16 protein-coding genes and 1 pseudogene are annotated in these 20,413 nt (G+C 40.7%); 12 read left to right on the forward strand and 5 right to left on the reverse strand.

The window, feature by feature from the left end:
- Window positions 1-54 precede the first annotated feature (54 nt).
- The gene (gene sbnB / locus POD11_RS04250) at window positions 55-1,068 is read right to left on the reverse strand and encodes a 2,3-diaminopropionate biosynthesis protein SbnB (protein ID WP_262456525.1); all 1,014 of its coding nucleotides are present in this window, start codon (window positions 1,066-1,068) and stop codon (window positions 55-57) included.
- Window positions 1,069-1,089: 21 nt separating this feature from the next.
- Entirely contained in the window at window positions 1,090-2,094 is a 1,005-nt protein-coding gene (sbnA, locus tag POD11_RS04255; protein WP_262456526.1) for a 2,3-diaminopropionate biosynthesis protein SbnA, read from the reverse strand.
- 506 nt (window positions 2,095-2,600) lie between these two features.
- On the opposite strand from sbnA, the pseudogene POD11_RS04260 reads away from it, so the two are divergent.
- A pseudogene (locus POD11_RS04260) lies at window positions 2,601-2,696 on the forward strand (hypothetical protein); the annotation flags it as partial.
- Window positions 2,697-2,719: 23 nt separating this feature from the next.
- On the opposite strand, the gene POD11_RS04265 reads toward POD11_RS04260, so the two are convergent.
- The 3 genes from POD11_RS04265 to POD11_RS04275 form a co-directional block, all read right to left on the reverse strand.
- Entirely contained in the window at window positions 2,720-3,742 is a 1,023-nt protein-coding gene (locus tag POD11_RS04265; RefSeq protein ID WP_262456527.1) for an ABC transporter substrate-binding protein, read from the reverse strand.
- Complete coding sequence (locus POD11_RS04270) at window positions 3,743-4,333, reverse strand: ANTAR domain-containing response regulator (protein WP_016140698.1); 591 nt, start codon at window positions 4,331-4,333, stop codon at window positions 3,743-3,745.
- Between the two features lie 368 nt (window positions 4,334-4,701).
- Entirely contained in the window at window positions 4,702-4,938 is a 237-nt protein-coding gene (locus POD11_RS04275; protein ID WP_228681271.1) for a hypothetical protein, read from the reverse strand.
- Between POD11_RS04275 and POD11_RS04280 the strand changes: the two genes are divergently transcribed.
- From POD11_RS04280 to POD11_RS04330, 11 genes are all read left to right on the forward strand, one after another.
- Entirely contained in the window at window positions 4,832-6,130 is a 1,299-nt protein-coding gene (locus tag POD11_RS04280) for an MFS transporter (RefSeq protein WP_228681266.1), read from the forward strand. The genes POD11_RS04275 and POD11_RS04280 overlap by 107 nt on opposite strands.
- A gap of 27 nt (window positions 6,131-6,157) precedes the next feature.
- Entirely contained in the window at window positions 6,158-8,704 is a 2,547-nt protein-coding gene (gene nirB / locus POD11_RS04285) for a nitrite reductase large subunit NirB (protein ID WP_262456528.1), read from the forward strand.
- A 14-nt stretch (window positions 8,705-8,718) separates the two neighbouring features.
- Window positions 8,719-10,341, forward strand: a complete 1,623-nt coding sequence (nirD, locus tag POD11_RS04290) for a nitrite reductase small subunit NirD (protein ID WP_262456529.1) — start codon at window positions 8,719-8,721, stop codon at window positions 10,339-10,341.
- 18 nt (window positions 10,342-10,359) lie between these two features.
- Window positions 10,360-13,143: a nitrate reductase gene (locus POD11_RS04295; RefSeq protein WP_262456530.1), complete on the forward strand. Its 2,784-nt coding sequence runs from the start codon at window positions 10,360-10,362 to the stop codon at window positions 13,141-13,143.
- Complete coding sequence (gene mobA / locus POD11_RS04300; RefSeq protein ID WP_262456531.1) at window positions 13,140-13,769, forward strand: molybdenum cofactor guanylyltransferase; 630 nt, start codon at window positions 13,140-13,142, stop codon at window positions 13,767-13,769. Before POD11_RS04295 ends, mobA begins: the two co-directional genes overlap by 4 nt.
- A gap of 148 nt (window positions 13,770-13,917) precedes the next feature.
- Entirely contained in the window at window positions 13,918-16,191 is a 2,274-nt protein-coding gene (locus POD11_RS04305) for a molybdopterin-dependent oxidoreductase (RefSeq protein WP_262456532.1), read from the forward strand.
- Window positions 16,192-16,419: 228 nt separating this feature from the next.
- Window positions 16,420-17,460 carry a GTP 3',8-cyclase MoaA gene (gene moaA / locus POD11_RS04310; RefSeq protein ID WP_262456533.1) on the forward strand — a complete coding sequence of 347 codons (1,041 nt, stop codon included), beginning with the start codon at window positions 16,420-16,422 and terminating at the stop codon, window positions 17,458-17,460.
- The gene (locus tag POD11_RS04315; RefSeq protein WP_262456534.1) at window positions 17,461-17,715 is read left to right on the forward strand and encodes a MoaD/ThiS family protein; all 255 of its coding nucleotides are present in this window, start codon (window positions 17,461-17,463) and stop codon (window positions 17,713-17,715) included.
- A 3-nt stretch (window positions 17,716-17,718) separates the two neighbouring features.
- Window positions 17,719-18,201 (forward strand): molybdenum cofactor biosynthesis protein MoaE, encoded by a 483-nt coding sequence (locus POD11_RS04320; protein ID WP_262456535.1) that lies wholly within the window; start codon window positions 17,719-17,721, stop codon window positions 18,199-18,201.
- A 23-nt stretch (window positions 18,202-18,224) separates the two neighbouring features.
- The gene (gene moaCB, locus POD11_RS04325) at window positions 18,225-19,148 is read left to right on the forward strand and encodes a bifunctional molybdenum cofactor biosynthesis protein MoaC/MoaB (RefSeq protein ID WP_262456536.1); all 924 of its coding nucleotides are present in this window, start codon (window positions 18,225-18,227) and stop codon (window positions 19,146-19,148) included.
- Complete coding sequence (locus POD11_RS04330) at window positions 19,148-20,383, forward strand: molybdopterin molybdotransferase MoeA (protein ID WP_262456537.1); 1,236 nt, start codon at window positions 19,148-19,150, stop codon at window positions 20,381-20,383. The genes moaCB and POD11_RS04330 overlap by 1 nt, the downstream gene beginning before the upstream one ends.
- Window positions 20,384-20,413: the final 30 nt, after the last annotated feature.

Here is a 20,413-nt window from a genome sequence, read left to right on the forward strand (position 1 = left end):
TTTTTTGTAGTTGTGCTGTGTAAATCCGATCTAACATTTTAGTTATTCCTATTCTTATAAAAGCGGTAGAACCGTGCCAACGTTTTGTTCTTGTGCAGCATTGAAGAACCATTTAGCGCAGACAATGTCATCAATCGCCATGCCCATTGGGTTGAGCAAAATGATTTCATCTTCGTGTTCACGACCGTTTTTATGACCAATAATGATGTCGCCAAGTTCAGCATGTAGTTTTTCACGGCTGAATAAGCCATCTTCAACCAGCACATTGATAACTTTCTTTTCTCGGTTTGATTGGTTCCAGTCATCTACAATCACTTTGTCCACTTTTAAGAAGACTTCAGGCTCGATATCCATAATTGAAATATTTGAAACAAAGCAGCCTTTTTTAAGCCACTCAAATGGAATGTAAGGTTTATCTGAAACTGTGCAGGTAATAAGCACGTCAGCTTGCTGAATCGCAGACTTAGCACTGTCATGAATTTCAATTTCTAGATGTGGATATTCTGATAAAAACAATGCTTTGAGTTTTTCAGCTGCTTCAGGGTTTACGTCAAATAAATGGATTTTTTTCACTTGAGCATATTGTTCAAGCACAGTTTTAATCTGCATTTGAGCAATTGGTCCGCAGCCAATTACAGTAATGTCTGAAAAGTCTTTTTTTGCTAGATATTTAATTGAAACACCAGTAATTGCCGCAGTTCGCATGGCACTGATGAGGCTGCCTTCCATCACTGCAACTGGATAATTTGTTTCTGAGTCATTTAAAACAATCAGTGCGCTGGCACGCGGAATATTGAATTTTTTAGGGTTATGTTGTCTTGAACCAATCCATTTAATTCCGGCAATCGGGTCATTGCCACCTAAATAGCAAGGCATAGCAATAATACGGTCAGCAATATGGTCGGCACCTTGCCAGCGAAGATAAGGTTTTAAGGGTTGTACAAACTGTTTATTTGCATGCAGGGTTAAACCTTCAGTAATCGCTTCAATAAATGAATTACTATGATTTGCGCCCAGATTTAGTAAATCTGATTGACTTAAATAGCGAAGGGTAGCCAAATTGCTCATAAATATGTCCTAAGGAGAAAGTTAAACAACATTTTGTAAAGTAAGGTTTTCTTGGCGTCGTAAGTTTCGATTGAAGTGACGTTTTTTGATCATTTCGAACCATTCATCTTCATAAACCAGATCGAGATAACGGTCGCCACGATCAGGCAACAGTGTTAAAACGCATGAACCTTTTGGAATGGTTGGAATCAGTTTTTTGATGGCTGAAATAGATGAGCCGCTCGAACCACCTGCAAAGATTCCTTCATGTTCAAGAAGTTCTCGGCAACCGAGTGCCGACTCGTAGTCATCGACATAAATGACATCATCAATTTCATCGGGGGAGAGTAGTGGTGGGACAGTACTTGCACCAATGCCAGGAATTTCGCGTGGACCAGATGTACCACCGAACAACACAGAGCCGACGATATCGACTGCGATCACTTTTAATTCTGGAAATCTTTCTTTAAGGCGACGAGACACACCCATAATCGTGCCTGAAGTGCTCGCCCCAATCACGAGGTAATCAATTTTGCGGTCAATTTGATTGAGGATTTCTTCTGCTTCACCAAAATAGTGGCTTTTCCAGTTGTTTGGATTTGCATACTGATTAATCCAGACAGCATTCGGCAGTTGTTGGCAGAGTCGTTTTACAGTGTCAATTCTGGTTTTTAAGTAACCGCCGTTTTGGTCTTTTTCAGAGACCATTTCAATATTGGCTTTGTAGAGCTTCAACATTTGCAAATTTGCTGAAGCAATTTTCGGGTCAATCACTGCAGTAAATTTTAATCCATAGATTTTGCATGCCATTGCAAGAGCAATCGCTAAGTTCCCTGACGAACTTTCAACAATATGACTATCTTTATTGATGACTCCAGATTTCAGACCTTCCTGTAGCATGAATAATGCTGGACGGTCTTTAATACTTCCTCCTGGGTTTAACAATTCCATTTTCGCAATCACTGAGACTGATTGATGCGTGAATAGCCTTGATAGTTGTAATAGTGGCGTTTTACCTATGCATTCGAGAATATTTTCATGGATCATGGTAGATCTTCTCAGGTTTTTATGTGGTGTGAATGATAATGATTATTAATTTAATTATGATTACCATTTGTGACAAGATTGTTGCTGTTTGTAACTCAAAAAAGGAGATAGTTAGAGGAATTTTCACTAATTTTTTTTAGGTAATTATTTGAATCGTAATATTTAAGTTTTATAGAAGGATAAATAAATAAATCTTTTTAAATATAACCACATAGGCAATAAATTACTTTTAAGCTAAAAAAATTAATTTAATTAAGACATCTGCTTGAAATTACTTCGAAGAATTAAAAAGAAATTGATGACCAGACCCATATCAGTTATGTATCACTATTTTATAAAGAACATAGCTAAGATGAATGCTTAAAGAGAGAGGAATATTTGAAGGCTTTCTTAAAAGGCTGAGAATGATTAACTGAAATTGATTAAGTGGCAGTTATTGATATGAAAATGTCTGAAAATGATATGCTTAGATAGATATGATCATTTGCATAAGCACTGTGTTTTCAATGGATCAGTTGAGTCCAGAAAATATAGTAATGCGTGTTTCGCATTTTGTCTTATGGGTCTTTCAAGCTGTCTTTGTCACAAAAGACAGCTTTTTTTATGCTGATTTGACCCAGATAATTTATGAAGAATATCGCTGTTTGGCTTGTTTATAAGCCTCAAGATTAATGCATTGAGCTCCCAAACTTGTGATTTGTGCATGTTCGATTTGAAGTTCATCCCATTTTTGCATTTGTTTGAGCAGCCAATAAAAGTCTTCTACTTTTGGAAGTGCATTTTCTTTTACTAAATGACGGACAATATCCTGAATCATAAAATATTTATCGACATGCACTTCCTCTGAGCAATGAAAACGAACAATTCCAGACTCAACCAATAATTTTAAAATTGGCGCAAAGTCTTGTAACTCGCTCAACTCTTGTTGGGCTTTCATGATTGCGGCGGTGAGCGCGACGAGCGTTTGTGGATGCTGCTCCGCCCATTCTTGCGTTACGGCTAAAACCTTGTCAGCGACAGAAGGAATAACGTTTTGGCTTGAGCAAATCATTTTACTTAAACCAAGGAGCTCACCTTGGGTATTCCAAGGTTCACCTACACAGAAACCATCAATCACATGTTTGTCCAACGCTTCGACCATATACGGTGGCGGTAATGTTTTGAGCTGAATAGACTGCGCAAGTTTTGGATTTGCTAAAGCCAGCCATTCTCTTAAACAGTAATGGTGAATAGAATGCTTAAACACATGCGCTAAAGAAAGAGGATGACCTTGTTCAAGATAGCTCGCCACTTTTTGTGCCGTTACTTGTGCGGTGTCATTTTCTTGAATTGCAAGTTGATGAGTAAGCTTTTGACTTAAGCTAATAAAAGCACGGTTTTCACTTAAAACCAGTGACGTTTGTAAAGGTGTACCAATTTGATCTGCGCCTACAGCCGCCGCAGGTAACATTGCAGATAAGCAATGAGCTGCATCCAATAAACCAAAAGCAAGACGGTCGCGCAGACTCGCCCATGATGCTTCTTTAACTAAAGTAACTTCTAAACCTTCTTCTTCAAAGAAACCTCTTTGTTTTGCCCAAAGCAACGCAAGACAATCAAGCAAAGGAATATAGCCGAGTTGTAATTGAGTCTTTTCTAATTTGCTCATTTATTCATCCTTTAGTTGATTGCCAAGTAATTTTTGAGCGTCAAGTAAACGCCGTGCCATTTCTCCAATTGTAATGCGGTGGCTCATCGCATTTTTTCTAAGAAGCTGAAATGCAGTTTCTTCAGGTAGGCCATGCAGTTGCATCAGTAGCACTTTGGCTTTTTCGACATCTTTGCGGTCAGCAAGTTTGGTTTGAGCTTCTTTTAAATCACCTTCGAGTTTTTTGTGCTTTTTATATTGCTCAATTGAGATTTCTAAAATGGTATGTAAGCGGGAAGGGTCGATGCCATCGACAATATAAGCAGTTACTCCCGCATCGATGGCTTGTTTAATGGTGTCTTTATCAGAATTTTTGGTGAATAGAACTGTAGGTAGGTCATAACTACTGACACAACTTTCAATAATGTCACGATGAGGATGATCCATATCAAGCAAGATGACATCAGCTTGCAAATGTTCCAGACGAAAGATATTCAAATGATCCAAAGTAAGGCAGGCGACTACTTCAAAATCATTTTCAAGCAAACTTTTTCTTATATAGTCGGCTCGCGCATGATCATCATCAATAAGGGCTATTTTGAGTTTTGGCATAAGTTCAGAAAATCAGGCTAAGAAAATGCGCCAATTCGACGCGTTTTTGTTATCAATTATTTAAGCAAGATTAATGCCATAGCAAACTAAAGAAAAAATCGAGCTTTATCGCTAAATTAGCATGCTTAATGGCGCTACTGATCAATATTGGTGCAAAAATGCGATTCATTTTGTAGCAGAGCATATTTTTACCTGAACCCTATAAGGGTGCAAGGTTAGAGCAGTCCAAGATATGAGAATGTTCATTTCGATATTTTAAAAAATTTTATCTATATGAAAAACAATAATAAAAAAAGATTAATTTAGTTTTTTTAAAAGCTGGCATGCAAAATGCTTATTCAATAACAGGTCGAAGACGACCATAAGTTTTAAAGACGGCCAATGAAGTCCGTTCTGATCGAGTTTGTGAATACCTTGGTGTGCACAAAGAAGTTACGTTCAGTCGGAGTGAAGGCAATGTCTTTGAATTTGTCAGCCACAAAAGCAACATCTATTAAGCTGTTTAATTTTACAGTTCCAGCGATGCGGGCCTTCCACATGAGTTGGCTCGCTTTTTTTGCTTGCTTTTTTGCGTGGTTTGCCTGTGCGCCTCTCATGCCTGTCATTGCAGGTGAGTTCCATTTAACAAAAGATCAAATTGCTAACATTAGTATTGCAGCCGTTGCTGTCACGATTGTCGTACGTTTGGTTGTCGGGCCTTTGTGTGACAAATATGGCCCACGTAAAGCATACATCACGCTTTTACTTGTTGGCAGTATCCCAGTCATTGGAATCACAGCTGTTAGAAGTTATGAATCTTTTCTCTTTTTCCGCTTTTTGATTGGTGCCATTGGCGCAAGTTTTGTCATCACTCAATATCACACCAGCGTCATGTTTGCTCCAAATGTAGTGGGCACAGCCAATGCAACTGCCGTAGGTTGGGGTAATGCCGGCGGTGGTACCACACAAGCAGTCATGCCTTTGATTCTCTCTGCAATTGTGATGTTTGGCGTCGAGCAATCTATGGGCTGGCGTATTGCACTTTTAATGCCCGGCATAATGATGCTTGTAGTGGCATTTATGTACTGGAAATTTACCCAAGACTGTCCACAAGGCAACTTCGATGAGCTGCGCGCTCAAGGCATTGCAACCGATAGCGGTAAAAAAGGCGGTTGGGCTGTAATGAAACAAGCAGCTGGCAATTACCGTGTCTGGATTTTATTTGGTACATACGGCGCATGTTTTGGGGTTGAGATTTTTATGCACAACATCTTGGCCATGTACTACGTCGAAAAATTTCACTTTGGCTTAAAAGAGGCAGGCTTAACTGCCGGAATTTTAGGACTACTTGCCATCTTTGCTCGCTCTTTGGGAGGTTTTCTCTCTGACAAAGTAGCAATCAAAAAAGGCTTGGATGGCCGTACAAAACTACTCTTTGTCATGATTTTGGGCGAAGGGCTATTCCTGATTTTATTTTCACAAATGAATGTCGCGCACTTGGCCATCATGAGCATGGTGGTCTTTGCACTCTTCATCAACATGGCATGCGGTGCGACCTATGCCATGGTTCCATTTATCGACCGTGAAGCACTGGGTGGTGTGTCTGGCATTATCGGTGCCGGAGGCAATGCAGGCGCGGTCGTTGCAGGTTTTTTATTAAAAGGTATGACAGATATTCAATCTTGCCTGATGGCATTAGGTGGATTTGTCATTGTCGCTGGATGCTTCGTGATGTTGATTCGCTTCTCGGTAGAGCACAAGGCAAAAGAACAACGTCTATTTGAGCAAGCTATTTTAGATCGCAATAACGCAGCTTAAAAGCAACGTGATTTGAGGAGAAACACTATGAAATTGGTAATGATTGGTCATGGTATGGTGGGCCACAAATTCATCGAAGCCATTTTAGAAAAAGCAGATGATGAACTGGAAATCACGATTCTCGCGGAAGAGCCTCGTATCGCGTATGACCGCGTACATTTGACAGAATATTTTTCGGGGAAATCGGCAAAAGATTTATCTTTAGCTCGTTTTGACTTTGCCGATGCGCATGGTATTGACTTACGTTTAAACACTAAAGCAATGGCAATTGATACAGCAGCGCAAACAGTTACAACCAACCATGGCGATGTGATTAGCTATGACAAATTGGTGTTGGCAACGGGTTCTTATGCATTTGTCCCCCCAATTCCAGGTAACGACCGTGAAAACTGTTTTGTTTACCGTACGATTGAAGACTTAGACGCGATTCGTGCAGCAAGTCTTAATGCAAAAACAGGTGTAGTTATTGGTGGTGGTTTACTGGGTCTTGAGGCAGCTAAAGCGTTGCGTGATTTAGATCTAGAAACTCATGTTGTTGAGTTTGCGCCACGTTTAATGGCAGTTCAAATTGATGACTTAGGCGGTAAAGTTTTACGCCGAAAAATCGAAGATCTTGGTGTAAAAGTTCATACACAAAAAGCGACTCAATCTATTGAATCGGGCAACAGCACTACGCATGTAATGAAATTTGCAGATGGTAGTGAGCTTGAAGCAGACGTCATCTTATTCTCTGCGGGGATCCGTCCACGTGATGAGCTTGCACGCAACAGTGGACTTGCGATTGGTGAGCGTGGTGGTATCGTCATTAATGATTACTGCCAAACTTCAGATACCAATGTCTATGCCATTGGTGAATGTGCACTTTGGCAAAATAAAATTTATGGTTTGGTTGCACCGGGCTATGACATGGCACGTATTGCAGCAAAACACATTCTAGATGAAGAGTGTAATTGCTTCGCTGGTGCAGACATGAGCACTAAGTTGAAGTTGATGGGTGTGGATGTTGCCTCTGTAGGTGATGCGCATGCTATGACGCCGGGTGCATTAAGCTATTTCTATGCAGATGAGCATGCACTGGTTTATAAAAAGATTGTTGTAAATGCAGATAAAACCAAATTGCTTGGTGCAGTTTTGGTGGGTGATGCAAAAGAATACAACGACCTTTTACAAATGATGTTAAACGGTCTGGCTTTACCAGAAGTTCCTGAAAGCTTGATTATGCCGGGCTTTGAACAGTCGGCAGGTAAGTCAGGTGGTAGCGGTGTAGATTTGTTGCCAGACAGCGCAACGATTTGTTCATGTAACAACGTATCAAAAGCGGACATTTGCCAAGCGATTTGCGATGGCTCGACTTCTTTAGGTGCATTAAAGAAATGCACCAAAGCAGCAACAGCATGTGGTGGTTGTGCACCATTAGTGACTCAAGTGTTGAAATCTGAGTTACAACGTCAAGGTGTAACGGTAAATAATCATATTTGCGAACACTTCCCGTACTCGCGCCAAGAGTTGTATCACTTGGTTCGTGTTAATGAAATTAAAACCTTCGATGATTTGATTCATCAACATGGTCATGGTTTAGGGTGTGATATCTGTAAACCTGCTGCGGCAAACATTTTGGCATCTTGCTGGAATGATTTCGTACTTGAGCCAAGCCATGCGGGCTTACAAGACAGTAACGACTACTACTTGGGTAACATCCAAAAAGACGGCTCTTACTCAGTTGTACCGCGTATGGCAGGTGGTGAAGTGACTCCAGATGGTTTAATTGCCATTGGTCAAATTGCTAAGAAATATAATCTCTACACCAAAATCACAGGTGGTCAGCGTGTTGACATGTTCGGTGCGCAAGTTCACGAGCTTCCATTCATTTGGGAAGAGTTAAATGCTGCTGGTTTCGAGTCTGGTCATGCTTACGGTAAATCATTGCGGACCGTGAAATCATGTGTGGGAAGTACTTGGTGCCGTTACGGGGTAGACAACTCGGTTGGTTTGGCGATTGAACTTGAAAACCGCTATAAAGGTTTACGTTCACCACATAAATTAAAAATGGCTGTGTCTGGATGTACACGTGAGTGTGCAGAAGCACAAGGCAAAGACGTCGGTATTATCGCGACCGAAAAAGGTTGGAATCTTTATGTATGTGGTAACGGTGGGATGAAACCACGTCATGCAGAACTACTTGCCTCTGACCTCGATAAAGCAACGCTCATCCGTTATATCGACCGTTTCTATATGTTCTATATTCAAACTGCAGACCGTTTACAACGTACCAGCGTATGGCGCGACAACATGGAAGGTGGCTTAGATTACCTTAAATCTGTCGTTGTAGATGACTCTCTTGGTTTGGCTGCCGAGCTTGAGCGCCGTATGGAACATATTATTGGCACATATCAAGACGAATGGCGTACTGCGGTAGAAAATCCTGAAGTGCGTAAACGCTTCCAGACCTATATCAATGCAGATGCAAGTGAACAGGCCGATCCACACATTCAATTTACGACTGAACGTGGTCAGATCCGTCCATTAACTGATGCTGAGCGTTCAGAAGACCGCATTCCAATGGTTGAAGCATAACAAGGAGAATCTCTATGAATATTGTACAAGACAAAAATATGCTTCCTGATGATCAATGGATTGATGTATGTGCACTCGATGATTTAACTCCCAATACTGGCGCAGGTGCGCTAGTGGGTGGTCAAGCAGTTTCAATCTTCCGTGTGGGGCATGAAAAACGTGTTTACGTGTTAAGCAATAAAGATCCGTTTAGCCAAGCTAACGTCATGAGCCGCGGCATTATTGGCGATTTACAAGGTGAACGGGTCATTGCATCGCCAATCTATAAACAACACTTTAGTTTGGCAACGGGTCGTTGTTTAGAAGATAAAGACCAAAAACTCTCAGTTTATCCGAGCAAAATTGTTGATGGTCGTGTTTTGATCAACCCTGTGCCGCAAAAAACTTATATTACCAATACAGGTGTGTCTCAAGACAAACTTAAACTGGTGTTGATTGGTAATGGTTTAGCAGGAATGCGTTGCCTAGAAGATTTACTAGATATGGCACCAGACCGTTATGAAGTCACGGTAATTGGTGAAGAACCTTGGGGAAACTATAACCGCATTATGCTATCTCCGGTTTTATCAGGTGAAAAAACCATTGAAGACATTATGCTCCATCCACCGAAGTGGTATGACGATAAAGGCATCAAATTTATTGCAGGTGACAAGGCCGTAAAAATTGATCGTCCTCGTAAAGTGGTTTACACCGAAAAAGGGCAAACTGTTGATTATGACCGTTTGATCTTGGCGACAGGTTCGGCTCCGTTTATTCCGCCAGTTCAAGGTGTCGACTTAAAGGGCGTGTTAACTTTCCGTGATATTTATGACGTTAATACCATGATTGAATACTGCGATTCAAAAACCAATGCAGTGGTGATTGGCGGTGGTTTACTTGGTTTAGAAGCAGCGTACGGTTTAAAACAACGCGGTATGAATGTAACTGTGCTGCATTTAATGGACCGCATTATGGAGCGTCAACTTGACAGCCGTGCGAGTCAGTTACTGCGTCATAGTATTGAGCAAAAAGGCATTCACATTATTACCGAAGCGAATACTGAAGCGTTAATTGGTGACGAAAACGGTCATGTGAAGCAAATCCGTTTGAAAGATGGCACGGTTTTAGAAGCCGATCTTGTAGTATTTGCAGTCGGTATTCGTCCAAATATTAGCTTGGCGCAAAGTGCCGGTTTACGTTGTAACCGCGGTGTATTGGTGAATGACACCATGCAAACGTTTGACCCAAGTATTTATGCGGTGGGTGAGTGTATTGAACACCGTGGACAAACTTTTGGTTTGGTTGAACCATTATGGGGCCAAGCATTTATTTGCGCGACACATTTAGCAGAGCACGGCAGTTTAACTTTTAAAGCGCCAACCGTACCGACTCAATTAAAAGTAAGTGGTGTCGATGTATTCTCGGCGGGTAACTTTGAGCCGAAAGATGATTATGAAGACATTATTTTGAATGATGAAAAACGTCACATCTACAAACGCATTATTATTCAAAGTGATAGAGTAATTGGTGCAGTTTTATTTGGCGATACTGAAGATGGCATGTGGTATGCAGAGTTAATTGCAGATCAAACCCCAGTCTCATCATTTAGAAATAAACTGCTATTTGGTCGAGATTTTGCATTAAAAAATGCAGGCTAAATAAGGAAAGGAGCAGTTATGAATAGTATTCCAAGCGTTGAAATCGATAGCTCCGACCATGTTGCAACAACTATAACCAAAACAACATGTCCATATTGTGGGGTGGGTTGCGGTGTTAGCGTAAACGTCCAGCAAAAACCTCAAGGACCTCTGGTACAAGTTGAGGGGGATGCTGAGCATCCTTCCAACTTTGGACGCTTATGTATTAAAGGTAGCCGCTTGGCGGATACTTTGGGGTTAGAAACACGTGTTCTACAACCGATGATGGGACGAAAAGCCGATCGGGTAGTAACGACATGGGATGCGGCAATCAATAAAATTGCTGATAAATTCCAATCTTGTATCGACCAATATGGCCGTGACAGCATTGCATTTTATGTTTCAGGTCAGCTTTTGACTGAAGACTATTATGTGGTGAATAAGTTTGTAAAAGGCTATTTGGGCACGGCAAATATCGACACCAACTCGCGCCTTTGCATGTCATCTGCGGTTGCTGGGCATAAACGCAGCTTTGGTGAAGATATTGTCCCTGCAAGCTATGAAGATTTTGAACATGCCGACATGGTGGTTTTAGTCGGTTCCAATACTGCATGGTGTCATCCTGTACTTTATCAGCGGATCATGCAGGCTAAGAGCCAAAATCCAGATATGTATGTGGTGGTAATTGACCCACGTTTTACCAGTACTTGTGAACAAGCGGATTTACATTTACCGATTTTGCCGGGTCAAGATGTCACGTTGTTTAATGGCTTATTTCAATATTTATATGGAAATGGTCATGCTGATCAGGCCTTTGTAGATGCTTATACCGAAGGTCTGCACGATGTTTTGGCAAGTAGTCAGCCAGAAACTGATATCGAATATGTGGCAAAACGTAGTGGTATTTCTTTAGACAAATTGCAGCATTTCTTCGAGAAATTCGCTCAAACTGAAAAAGTCATCACCTTATTTTCAATGGGTGTGAATCAATCAAGTCAGGGTGTAAATAAAGCCAATAGCATTATTAACTGTCATTTATTGACTGGAAAAATTGGTAAGCTCGGCGCTGCACCATTTTCGATGACAGGTCAGCCCAATGCGATGGGTGGGCGTGAAGTTGGTGGCTTAGCCAATATGCTGGCTGCGCACATGGACTTAGATAATCCACTACATCAGAAAGTAGTGCAAACCTTTTGGGACAGTCCATTTATTGCGACTCAAGCGGGTTTAAAAGCAGTGGATTTGTTCCATGCCGTTGAAGCAGGAAAAATTAAAGCGATTTGGATTATGGCAACCAATCCAGTCGTGAGTCTGCCAGATGCCGATCAAGTCAAACGTGCTTTAGAGAAGTGTGAATTAGTCGTCGTGTCAGATATCTGTGCAGATACGGATACGACAGCTTATGCCGATGTTTTACTTCCCGCCCTAGGCTGGGGTGAGAAAGATGGAACTGTGACGAACTCTGAGCGCCGTATTTCACGCCAGCGTGCATTCTTACCTGCACCGGGTGAAGCAAATGCGGATTGGTGGTCTGTTAGCCAAGTCGCGAAAAAATTGGGCTTTAAAGGTTTTGACTTTACGAGTGCCAGTGACATCTTTAATGAACATGCAGCGTTATCTGCACAAGACAATGCAGATATAGATGTACGAGAAGAGAGTAATAATTTCCGTTATTTCAACCTGAAAGGATTAATGAACCTAAGTAATGACGAGTACGATGCTCTACAACCAGTGCAATGGCCAGTGTGGAATAAAAACCAAGACGCTAAAGCCGTTCAACAACTGTTTGGCAAGGGCCGGTTTAGTCATAAAAACACTAAAGCGAAATTGATTCCAACTGTTGCAATTGACCCAGTACATGCAATTTCAGAAGACTATCCACTTATTTTAAACACTGGACGTATTCGAGACCAATGGCACACCATGACGCGTACAGGTTTGTCACCAAATTTGACCAGTCACCGTGCCGAACCATTTTGTGAGATTCATCCGAGTGATGCCTTGAAGTTTGGTGTACGTGATCAAGGCTTGGTCGAAGTCCGTTCAAAATGGGGCAGTTGTGTACTACGTGTAACATTCTCGTCGGGTGTACGTCGTGGCCAAATTTTTGCCCCAATTCACTGGACTGAACAAGTTGCGTCCGATGCCCGTATTGGTAAAGTCGTTAACCCCGAAGTCGATGCTATTTCAGGCGAACCTGAGTTCAAACATACACCTGTCACGATTCAACCGTTTTATACCACTTGGCAGGGCGTACTTTATGTGCGTGAAGGATACGATTCACATATTCAAGAATCGCTACATCACTGTGCATGGTGGACCAAGGTCAAAATGGTGAAAACTAATCGTTATGAACTTGCAGACCGTCAAACTTTTCATGACACCCAAAAGAACCTAAAAAGCTTCTTGCCTTTTGCCGATGAAACTTTTGAATGGTTGAGTATTGAAGATATTTCTTCACAACTCAGTCATAGCATCATTTTGAAAGACGGTGTGGTGATCGCAAGCTTATATATCGCTCCACCAGATTTATTGCCGGATCGTGATTGGGTCGCAAGTCTGTTTAAACGTGAACGTTTAAGTGCGTTACACCGAAAAGCGTTACTGGCTGGCATGCCAATGTCTGCTACAAATAATGACGGACCTTTAGTCTGTAGTTGTTTTAAAGTAGGTAAGAACAAAATTATAGACGCAATCAAAACTCAAAATATTACTCATGAAAAACAAGTGACAGCTTGTTTAAAAGCAGGTGGTAACTGTGGTTCATGTTTACCTGAAATCCGTGGCTTGATTAAAGCTTGCCAACAGGAGGTGGAAGTGTGAATAAGGGGTATCCCGTAACTGATTTGGTCATTCTGGCGGGTGGACAAGCTCGCCGTATGAATGGTTTAAACAAATTGTTGCAGCAATTTGATGGTGAAACTCAACTCACTAAAATTCATCAGAAACTAAGATCCTCAGTGTCTGAAATTTGGGTGAATAGTCATCGTGATTATTCAATTTATCAAAGTATTGTGCCGGACATTCAATGTTATCAAGATGATGCAGCAGGTTTTTTCGGTCCGCTGATGGGAATGAAAAGTGCATGGTCAAATGTAAGCGCAGACTATGTTTTATTTATCCCTTGTGATGTGACCTATATACCTACCCAAGTCGTTGCCAAATTACACGGTGCACTTCGGAAAAATAAACAGGCTCAGGCAGCTTATGTTTCAATTAATGGAGATGCCTTATACCCATTTTGCTTATTAAAACGTGAAAGTTTAAATGCCATAACAGAGCAAATTGAAAAGCAGCGGTTAAGTTTGAAAGAGTGCTTTAAGCTTTTACATGCTCAAGTGGCTATATTTCAAAAACAGAATCTTTTTTTTCATAGCATCAACTCATTGGATGAGCTTCAGCAATACAAACAAATCAAAGCATTTAAAGAAATTTTTACAGCAAATTAACTTCGTATATGAGTGATTTAAAACTTACATTGGTCGAGTGAAATACGTTTTTAATCTTTGTACTGTTGACTATTTATTATTTAAGTTCTATTTTGGAACTTGTTATTTATTCCAATCAAATGTATAAAAATAAAGGGAGTCAAAGGGCATGATTGAAGCGCTGAAGCAAAATAAAACAGATGTGACCGCATGTATTTTGTGTTCTAGAAACTGCGGTTTAAGCGTAGAAATTAAAGATAACCAGTTTGTCAAAATTAAAGGTGATCCCGAACATCCATTTTCTCAAGGCTACATTTGCCAAAAAGCTGCTAGGTTACAGCACTACCAGCAACACGCAGATCGTTTGACCGCACCTTTAAAACGCCAGCCAGATGGCTCATTTAAAGAAGTGAGTTGGGATGTTGCAATTCAAGAAATTGCTAATCGATTAGTGCAGATTAGAGATAAGTTTGGTGGAACTGCTTTTGCTTCTGTTGGTGGTGGCGGTCAAGGCAATCATCTGGGTGCCGCGTATGGTCGCCAACTTTTGCTGGCCATGAAAAGTTATTATGCTTACAACTCTCTTGCACAAGAAAAAACAGGTGATTTCTGGCTCAATGGGCGGTTATTCGGGAGTCAGGCTTGCCATACCACAGAAGATGTTGAGTATGCCGATTATGTTCTTTTCATTGGGACAAATCCTTTTCAGGCCCATGGCATTCCCAACGCACGCGACACGCTAAAACATATTAAGAAAGATCCGAATCGGACCATGGTAGTGTTTGACCCACGTGTTACCGAGACAGCCAAACAAGCAGATATTCATGTGCAGCTAAAACCTGGAACAGATGCTTTTTTAATGTCAGCAATGATTGCAATCATTATTAAAGAAAACCTTTATGATGCAGCGTTTATTGAGCAGCATACGCACGGTTTTGAAGACGTAAAAACAGCATTTAGTCGTGTGCCGATTGAAGACTATATTGCTAAAGCTGATGTTCCAGTCGATTTGATTTACCAAGTGGTTCGAGATTTTGCCAAAGCTAAAAGAGGCTGTGTGCGTATTGATTTAGGTATTCAACATACTTTAAACACGACATTAAACGGATATTTAGAAAAACTACTGTACTTAGTGACTGGAAACTTTGGAAAGCAAGGCACCAATAATTTGCATACTATGTTTATTCCAATCTTAAGCGATACGGATGAAAGAAAGCCAAAATATAGACGTAGTGTTTACCATAAAATGTTCCCGATATCAGGGTTTTTCCCACCTAACATTTTACCCGATGAAATCTTAAAAGCAGGGGAAAAGCGAATTCGCGCAGTTTTTGTAGATAGCTGTAATCCGTTATTAACTTATCCAGATACACCAGCTTTTGAGGAAGCATTTAAAGCATTAGATTTGTTGGTTGTGGTCGATGTCGCCATGACAGAAACTGCTAGACTCGCTGACTATATTTTGCCTGCACACACTCAGTTTGAGAAATGGGAATTTACGGGCTTTAATCTTGAGTTTCCTAAGAATGGCTTTCACCTAAGACATCCAGTATTGACCGCTCAAGCGAATACTTTGCCAGAGGCAGAAATTTATACACGATTACTTGAAGCCATGCAGGTGATTCCAAAACGCTTTCCGCTTTTAGAAAAAATTGCTGCGGTTGACTCGAAAAAAACATCCTATTTACCTTATCTATCTGCTTTAGGTTTAACTTTTGCCCGACATAAAAAATATATCCCTTTTGCCGCTTCAATTCTCTATCGCACTTTAGGAAAACGGATAGAAAACTCAGCTGGTTCAGTTGCTTTTTTACTGCCACTGTCAATTCAATATGCTGTGTTACACACCAAAGCGGTACGCCATGCAGGTTATAAAGGTAACCCTTTAACTTTAGGCGTCCGTTTATTCGAGCAAATTTTAAAGCAACGTTCAGGTGTGGTGTTGTCACAACATGAATATGATGAAGTCTGGAAACTAGTGGCTTATAAAGATAAGAAAATACGTCTTGCTATTCCAGAGATGTTAAACGAGCTTGCAAATTTAAAAAATCATCAGGTTAATGTAGAAGAATTTCCATTCATACTTTTATCAGGTGAGCGACGTAGCTATAACGCCAATCAAATTTACCGTGATCCAGCTTGGCGAAAAGTAGATGCTGAAGGAGCTTTACGCATTCATCCTGAAGATGCAAAGCACCTAAATGTAGATGCAGGCGGTCAGCTTAAATGTATTTCTCAACATGGAGAAATTCAGGTTACTGTAGATTTTGATGAAGGAATGCGAAAAGGAGTTGTTTCGCTTCCGCATGGTTACGGTATGCGCTTTCAAGGTGGAGAGCCAATTGGACCACAATTAAACAGACTAATTTCCGCTGAACATTGTGATCCATTATCTAAAACGCCGTACCATAAATATGTACCCATCCGTTTAGAAAAGTGCTAGAAATAAAGTAGGGCAATATAACAAGTTGAGGCCGCGCTGATTGTGCAAGACTTTTTAAAACTGAGCTAAAACAGTAGGCCAATATTTTAATTAAAACCCGAATAGTTATGGATGATAAATAGAATTGGAACAAATTTTGCATAAACATCAGAGCACTATAGAGGCGCAATTTTCTACTTTAATTGCCCAGAAAAGGTGCCAGCAATATTTGAACTGTTCTCGACATGAGTGCAAAAGATGAAACAATATCACTCTGAAAATACGCCATCTGTTCTGCAAGACCAATATGGCCGTATCAAGCGAAAGTTACGAATTTCAGTAACCGATCGCTGTAATTTTAAGTGTGTCTATTGCATGCCGGAACATCCTGAATGGCTGAATAAACAAGATTTGCTTAGTTTTGAGGCGCTCTTTCAGTTTTGCAGTTTTATGGTGCAACATGGTGTTGAAAGCATCCGTATTACGGGCGGAGAGCCATTAATGCGTCAAGGCATTGTCCATTTCGTCCGTGATTTACAAGCCTTAAAAGCATTAGGTTTAAAACGCATTTCAATGACCACCAACGGACATTATCTGGCTAAATACGCTCAGCAGTTAAAAGATGCTGGTTTAGATGACCTAAATATTAGTTTGGATAGTCTTGATCCAATTCAATTCAAAGAACTCACCAAGAAAAAATTAGAACCAGTTCTTGAAGGTATTCAAGCTGCAAAAGATGCAGGATTACCCTTTAAAATTAACTGTGTGTTAATGAAAAATAAAAATGACGATCAAATCCTACCTATGGTGAGATGGTCGATTGCTAACCAGATTCCACTACGTTTTATTGAATTCATGCCTCTTGATGGCGATGCACTTTGGTCAAATAAAGATGTGGTGAGTGAAGCTGAAATTTTACAGGCGTTACAACCGCATTATTCAGTACAAGTTATCGAGCAGCAGCACGAACCAGCGCGCCAATATTTGCTGAATAATCATTATGCTCTAGGCATCATTTCAACTATTACTCATTCCTTTTGCCACCAATGTGACCGCATACGACTAACCGCACAAGGCGAGTTGTACAACTGTCTATTTGCGCAGCAGGGTTTAAATATTAAACCTCAGCTTCAAGCGCTATTACGCGCACAGAACTCAACCGATCATATGTTGCATAGTCAGCAGTTAAAAGAGAAAGTTATGCCGTATATCTGGAATAAAGCTAAGGGCTTTCATGCTTTACAACATCAACAAACCCGTAAAATCAGTATGCATATGCTTGGGGGATAAATGCAGCAATCTATCCAAATTAAAATCGAATCATTTGGTGCAATTGAAAAATTGCTTCCACAAAATCTTTCGTTAGTTTTCCCCACCGATATTTTAGTGAAAGATGTCTTAGATCAAATTGTGACTTTACATCCGGAATGTACACAGGCCATGGAAAAATGTGCATGTGCGATAGAGGATAACGTTATAACCAGACAATCTGCCTTAAGTGAGCCGTGTACTTTGGTTTTATTATCACCAGTTGCAGGAGGGTAAGTCATGCGAGATTTTGCACGTATACAAGAGCAGGCTTTAAGCCTTGATACCTTTGATCCTATTGAATCATTTCCTGAATGCGGTGGAATTGATATTTTTATGGGTACGGTTCGTAATCATCATGAAGGTAAAGCTGTTAAAGCACTGAAATATACCTCGTATAAACCGCTTTCTGAAAAAATGATACGTGAAATTGAACTGGAAATTGAGAAAAAGTATCAGGTATCTTATGTGCGAGTGGTTCATCGGATTGGATATTTAGATGTTGGCGAAACAGCCATTATTGCAATTGCTTATGCAGCCCATCGCCGTGAAGCTTTTCAAGCATGTGAGGAAGCAGTTGAGCGAGTAAAGCATGAAGTACCTGTATTTAAAGAAGAGTTCTTTACAGATGGTACAAGTCACTATGTAGAAGGCTGCTGTATTCGTAAGGATGCACCGCACGACCACAAACATCATCATGCCGGCCATGAACACTCACACTGAAATAAGCAAGACTAGGATAAATAATGAAAAACGTAGGAATGAAGCCGGAAAGTTATCGTGTTGCTGAAGCACAAGCAATTTTATATGCACCACCGCACTGTATTGAATTATTAAGACAAGGAAATACTGAAAAAGGGGATGCATTAAAAACTGCACGTGTTGCAGGAATCTTGGCAGCAAAACGAACTGATGAGCTGATTCCTTTGTGTCATCCACTGCCGATTTATCGTGCAGATGTTGAATATGAATTAGAACATGATTTTGTAAAGATTATTGCTGTGGTCGAAACCATTGGTCCAACTGGTGTAGAAATGGAAGCCTTAACGGCTGCAAGTCTTGCAGGCTTAACCATTTACGATATGTTAAAACCACATTGTGAACCAGAAGAGCTCTGGATGGATCAATGTAAATTGCTTAAGAAAAAAGGTGGCAAATCACACTTTAAGCGAGTTCTTCGTCAGTCTGTTTCGGCTGCGGTTATTGTGTTGTCAGACACCGTAGCAGCAGGTAGAAAACCCGATACTGCCGGGAAATCTGTGGTTGAAACTTTAACCGAGGCAGGATTTGATCCAATTCATTACCAAATTTTGCCAGATGAAGCAGATACTTTAAAAAACTTAGTGCTTGAGTTGAGCAAGTCATATGCTTGTATTATGACCGTTGGTGGCACTGGAATTGGTAAGCGTGATATTACGGTTGATACGCTAGAGCCACTTTTAGAGCGTAAGCTAGATGGTTTAATGGAAGCTGCACGATCTTTTGGGCAAAAACGCACACCATATGCTGCAATGTCACGTGGAGTAGCCGGTTTTATTGATCGTTCATTGGTGGTGACTTTACCGGGAAGCCGTGGTGGAGCAAGCGAATCAATGGCTGCTATCCTGCCCGCATTAGTTCATATTTTTGATGTTTGCCGTGATTTACCACATCCGGGAGGCTATGAATAATGTCAGGTTGTGGTACAGAGCGTGGGTTGATTAGCGTAGATGAAGCAATTGAGTTGATGAGTAATCGTCCTAAAAAATTAGGTTCAATTCAGCAAGCACTTCAAAATAGCCTAAGTAGGTATCTTGCCAAAGAAATTTATTCAGAAATTAACTTGCCAAGCTTTTCTCAAAGTGCTGTAGATGGTTATGCGCTTTGCAGTCATGTAGAAGATTTAAATCATCAAAAGTTTCAGGTTACGGGTGAGATTCGTGCCGGAAGTGAAAGTCATGACATTCTGAGTGAAGGTCAAGCAATTCGTATATTTACAGGTGGCAAAATTCCTGAAGGTACAACACATGTTGCGAGGCAAGAAATAGTAGAGGTCATTTCAGCACAAGAAATTTCTTTAACTGAACATATACGCCCTCAAGCTGACATTCGTTTTACTGGCGAAGAAATCCAGAAGGGACAGTTGCTTGCACAAGTTGGACAGTTTCTAAATATTGGAAGCTTGGCTGCCTTAAGTATGGCGGGTGTGCAAACGGGTGAGATTTACCGTGCTCCGAAAGTTGCTGTTTTAGTCACTGGTGATGAAGTTGCCGAAAAAGCAGAAGATCTTGCTGAAGGTAAAATCTTTGATGCAAATGGTCCATTACTAAAAGCTTGGTTTGAAGATTATGGCTTAGATGTTGAAATTATTCATGTGGCAGATGAGGCAGCACAGGTCACACAATATTTCGACCGCTTAAAAGATAGTCATGATGTCATCATAACCACAGGTGGAGTGTCAGTAGGTGATTATGACTTTGTTCGACCATGTGCTTTTGAGGCTGGCTTTGAACAGATCTTTTGGAAAGTAAAACAAAAGCCGGGTAAGCCACTCTTTTTTGCTGAATATTCTCAACCTGAAAAAGATCACCGTTGTTATTTGCTGGGATTGCCGGGTAATCCTGCTGCGGTCTATGTCTCTATGCAGGTTTACGGTAAAGTATTGCTCGACACTTTGCAGGGAAATCAAAATGGGCCAGAGTGGTTTAGTGCAATTTTAGATCATGATTTAAAAGAAGATGCGCGTGAACGTTTTTTACGGATGCATGCTTATTTTGACAATGGACAGCTCAAAGTTAAAAGTTTGGCAAAACAGCAATCGCACATGCTCAGTAATTTAATGAAAGCCAATTGTCTGGTTCGAATTCCGGCAAATGTAAAATTGGAAGCGGGTTATATATTGAAAGGTGTATTCATTTCAAACTAATCATAAATATAACTCACTATACAATTGGGT

It is taken from the genome of Acinetobacter sp. P1(2023) (genome assembly GCF_028367635.1).
Classification (GTDB): Bacteria; Pseudomonadota; Gammaproteobacteria; order Pseudomonadales; family Moraxellaceae; genus Acinetobacter; species Acinetobacter pittii_E.

Excerpts from the sequence above, each read along its gene's own strand:
- POD11_RS04275 (WP_228681271.1), bottom strand. The coding sequence starts at position 4,938 with ATGACAGGCATGAGAGGCGCACAGGCAAACCACGCAAAAAAGCAAGCA.
- nirB (WP_262456528.1), top strand. The coding sequence starts at position 6,158 with ATGAAATTGGTAATGATTGGTCATGGTATGGTGGGCCACAAATTCATC.
- POD11_RS04270 (WP_016140698.1), bottom strand. The coding sequence starts at position 4,333 with ATGCCAAAACTCAAAATAGCCCTTATTGATGATGATCATGCGCGAGCC.
- nirD (WP_262456529.1), top strand. The coding sequence starts at position 8,719 with ATGAATATTGTACAAGACAAAAATATGCTTCCTGATGATCAATGGATT.
- sbnB (WP_262456525.1), bottom strand. The coding sequence starts at position 1,068 with ATGAGCAATTTGGCTACCCTTCGCTATTTAAGTCAATCAGATTTACTA.
- POD11_RS04320 (WP_262456535.1), top strand. The coding sequence starts at position 17,719 with ATGCGAGATTTTGCACGTATACAAGAGCAGGCTTTAAGCCTTGATACC.
- sbnA (WP_262456526.1), bottom strand. The coding sequence starts at position 2,094 with ATGATCCATGAAAATATTCTCGAATGCATAGGTAAAACGCCACTATTA.
- POD11_RS04330 (WP_262456537.1), top strand. The coding sequence starts at position 19,148 with ATGTCAGGTTGTGGTACAGAGCGTGGGTTGATTAGCGTAGATGAAGCA.
- POD11_RS04295 (WP_262456530.1), top strand. The coding sequence starts at position 10,360 with ATGAATAGTATTCCAAGCGTTGAAATCGATAGCTCCGACCATGTTGCA.
- POD11_RS04315 (WP_262456534.1), top strand. The coding sequence starts at position 17,461 with ATGCAGCAATCTATCCAAATTAAAATCGAATCATTTGGTGCAATTGAA.
- POD11_RS04265 (WP_262456527.1), bottom strand. The coding sequence starts at position 3,742 with ATGAGCAAATTAGAAAAGACTCAATTACAACTCGGCTATATTCCTTTG.
- moaCB (WP_262456536.1), top strand. The coding sequence starts at position 18,225 with ATGAAAAACGTAGGAATGAAGCCGGAAAGTTATCGTGTTGCTGAAGCA.
- POD11_RS04305 (WP_262456532.1), top strand. The coding sequence starts at position 13,918 with ATGATTGAAGCGCTGAAGCAAAATAAAACAGATGTGACCGCATGTATT.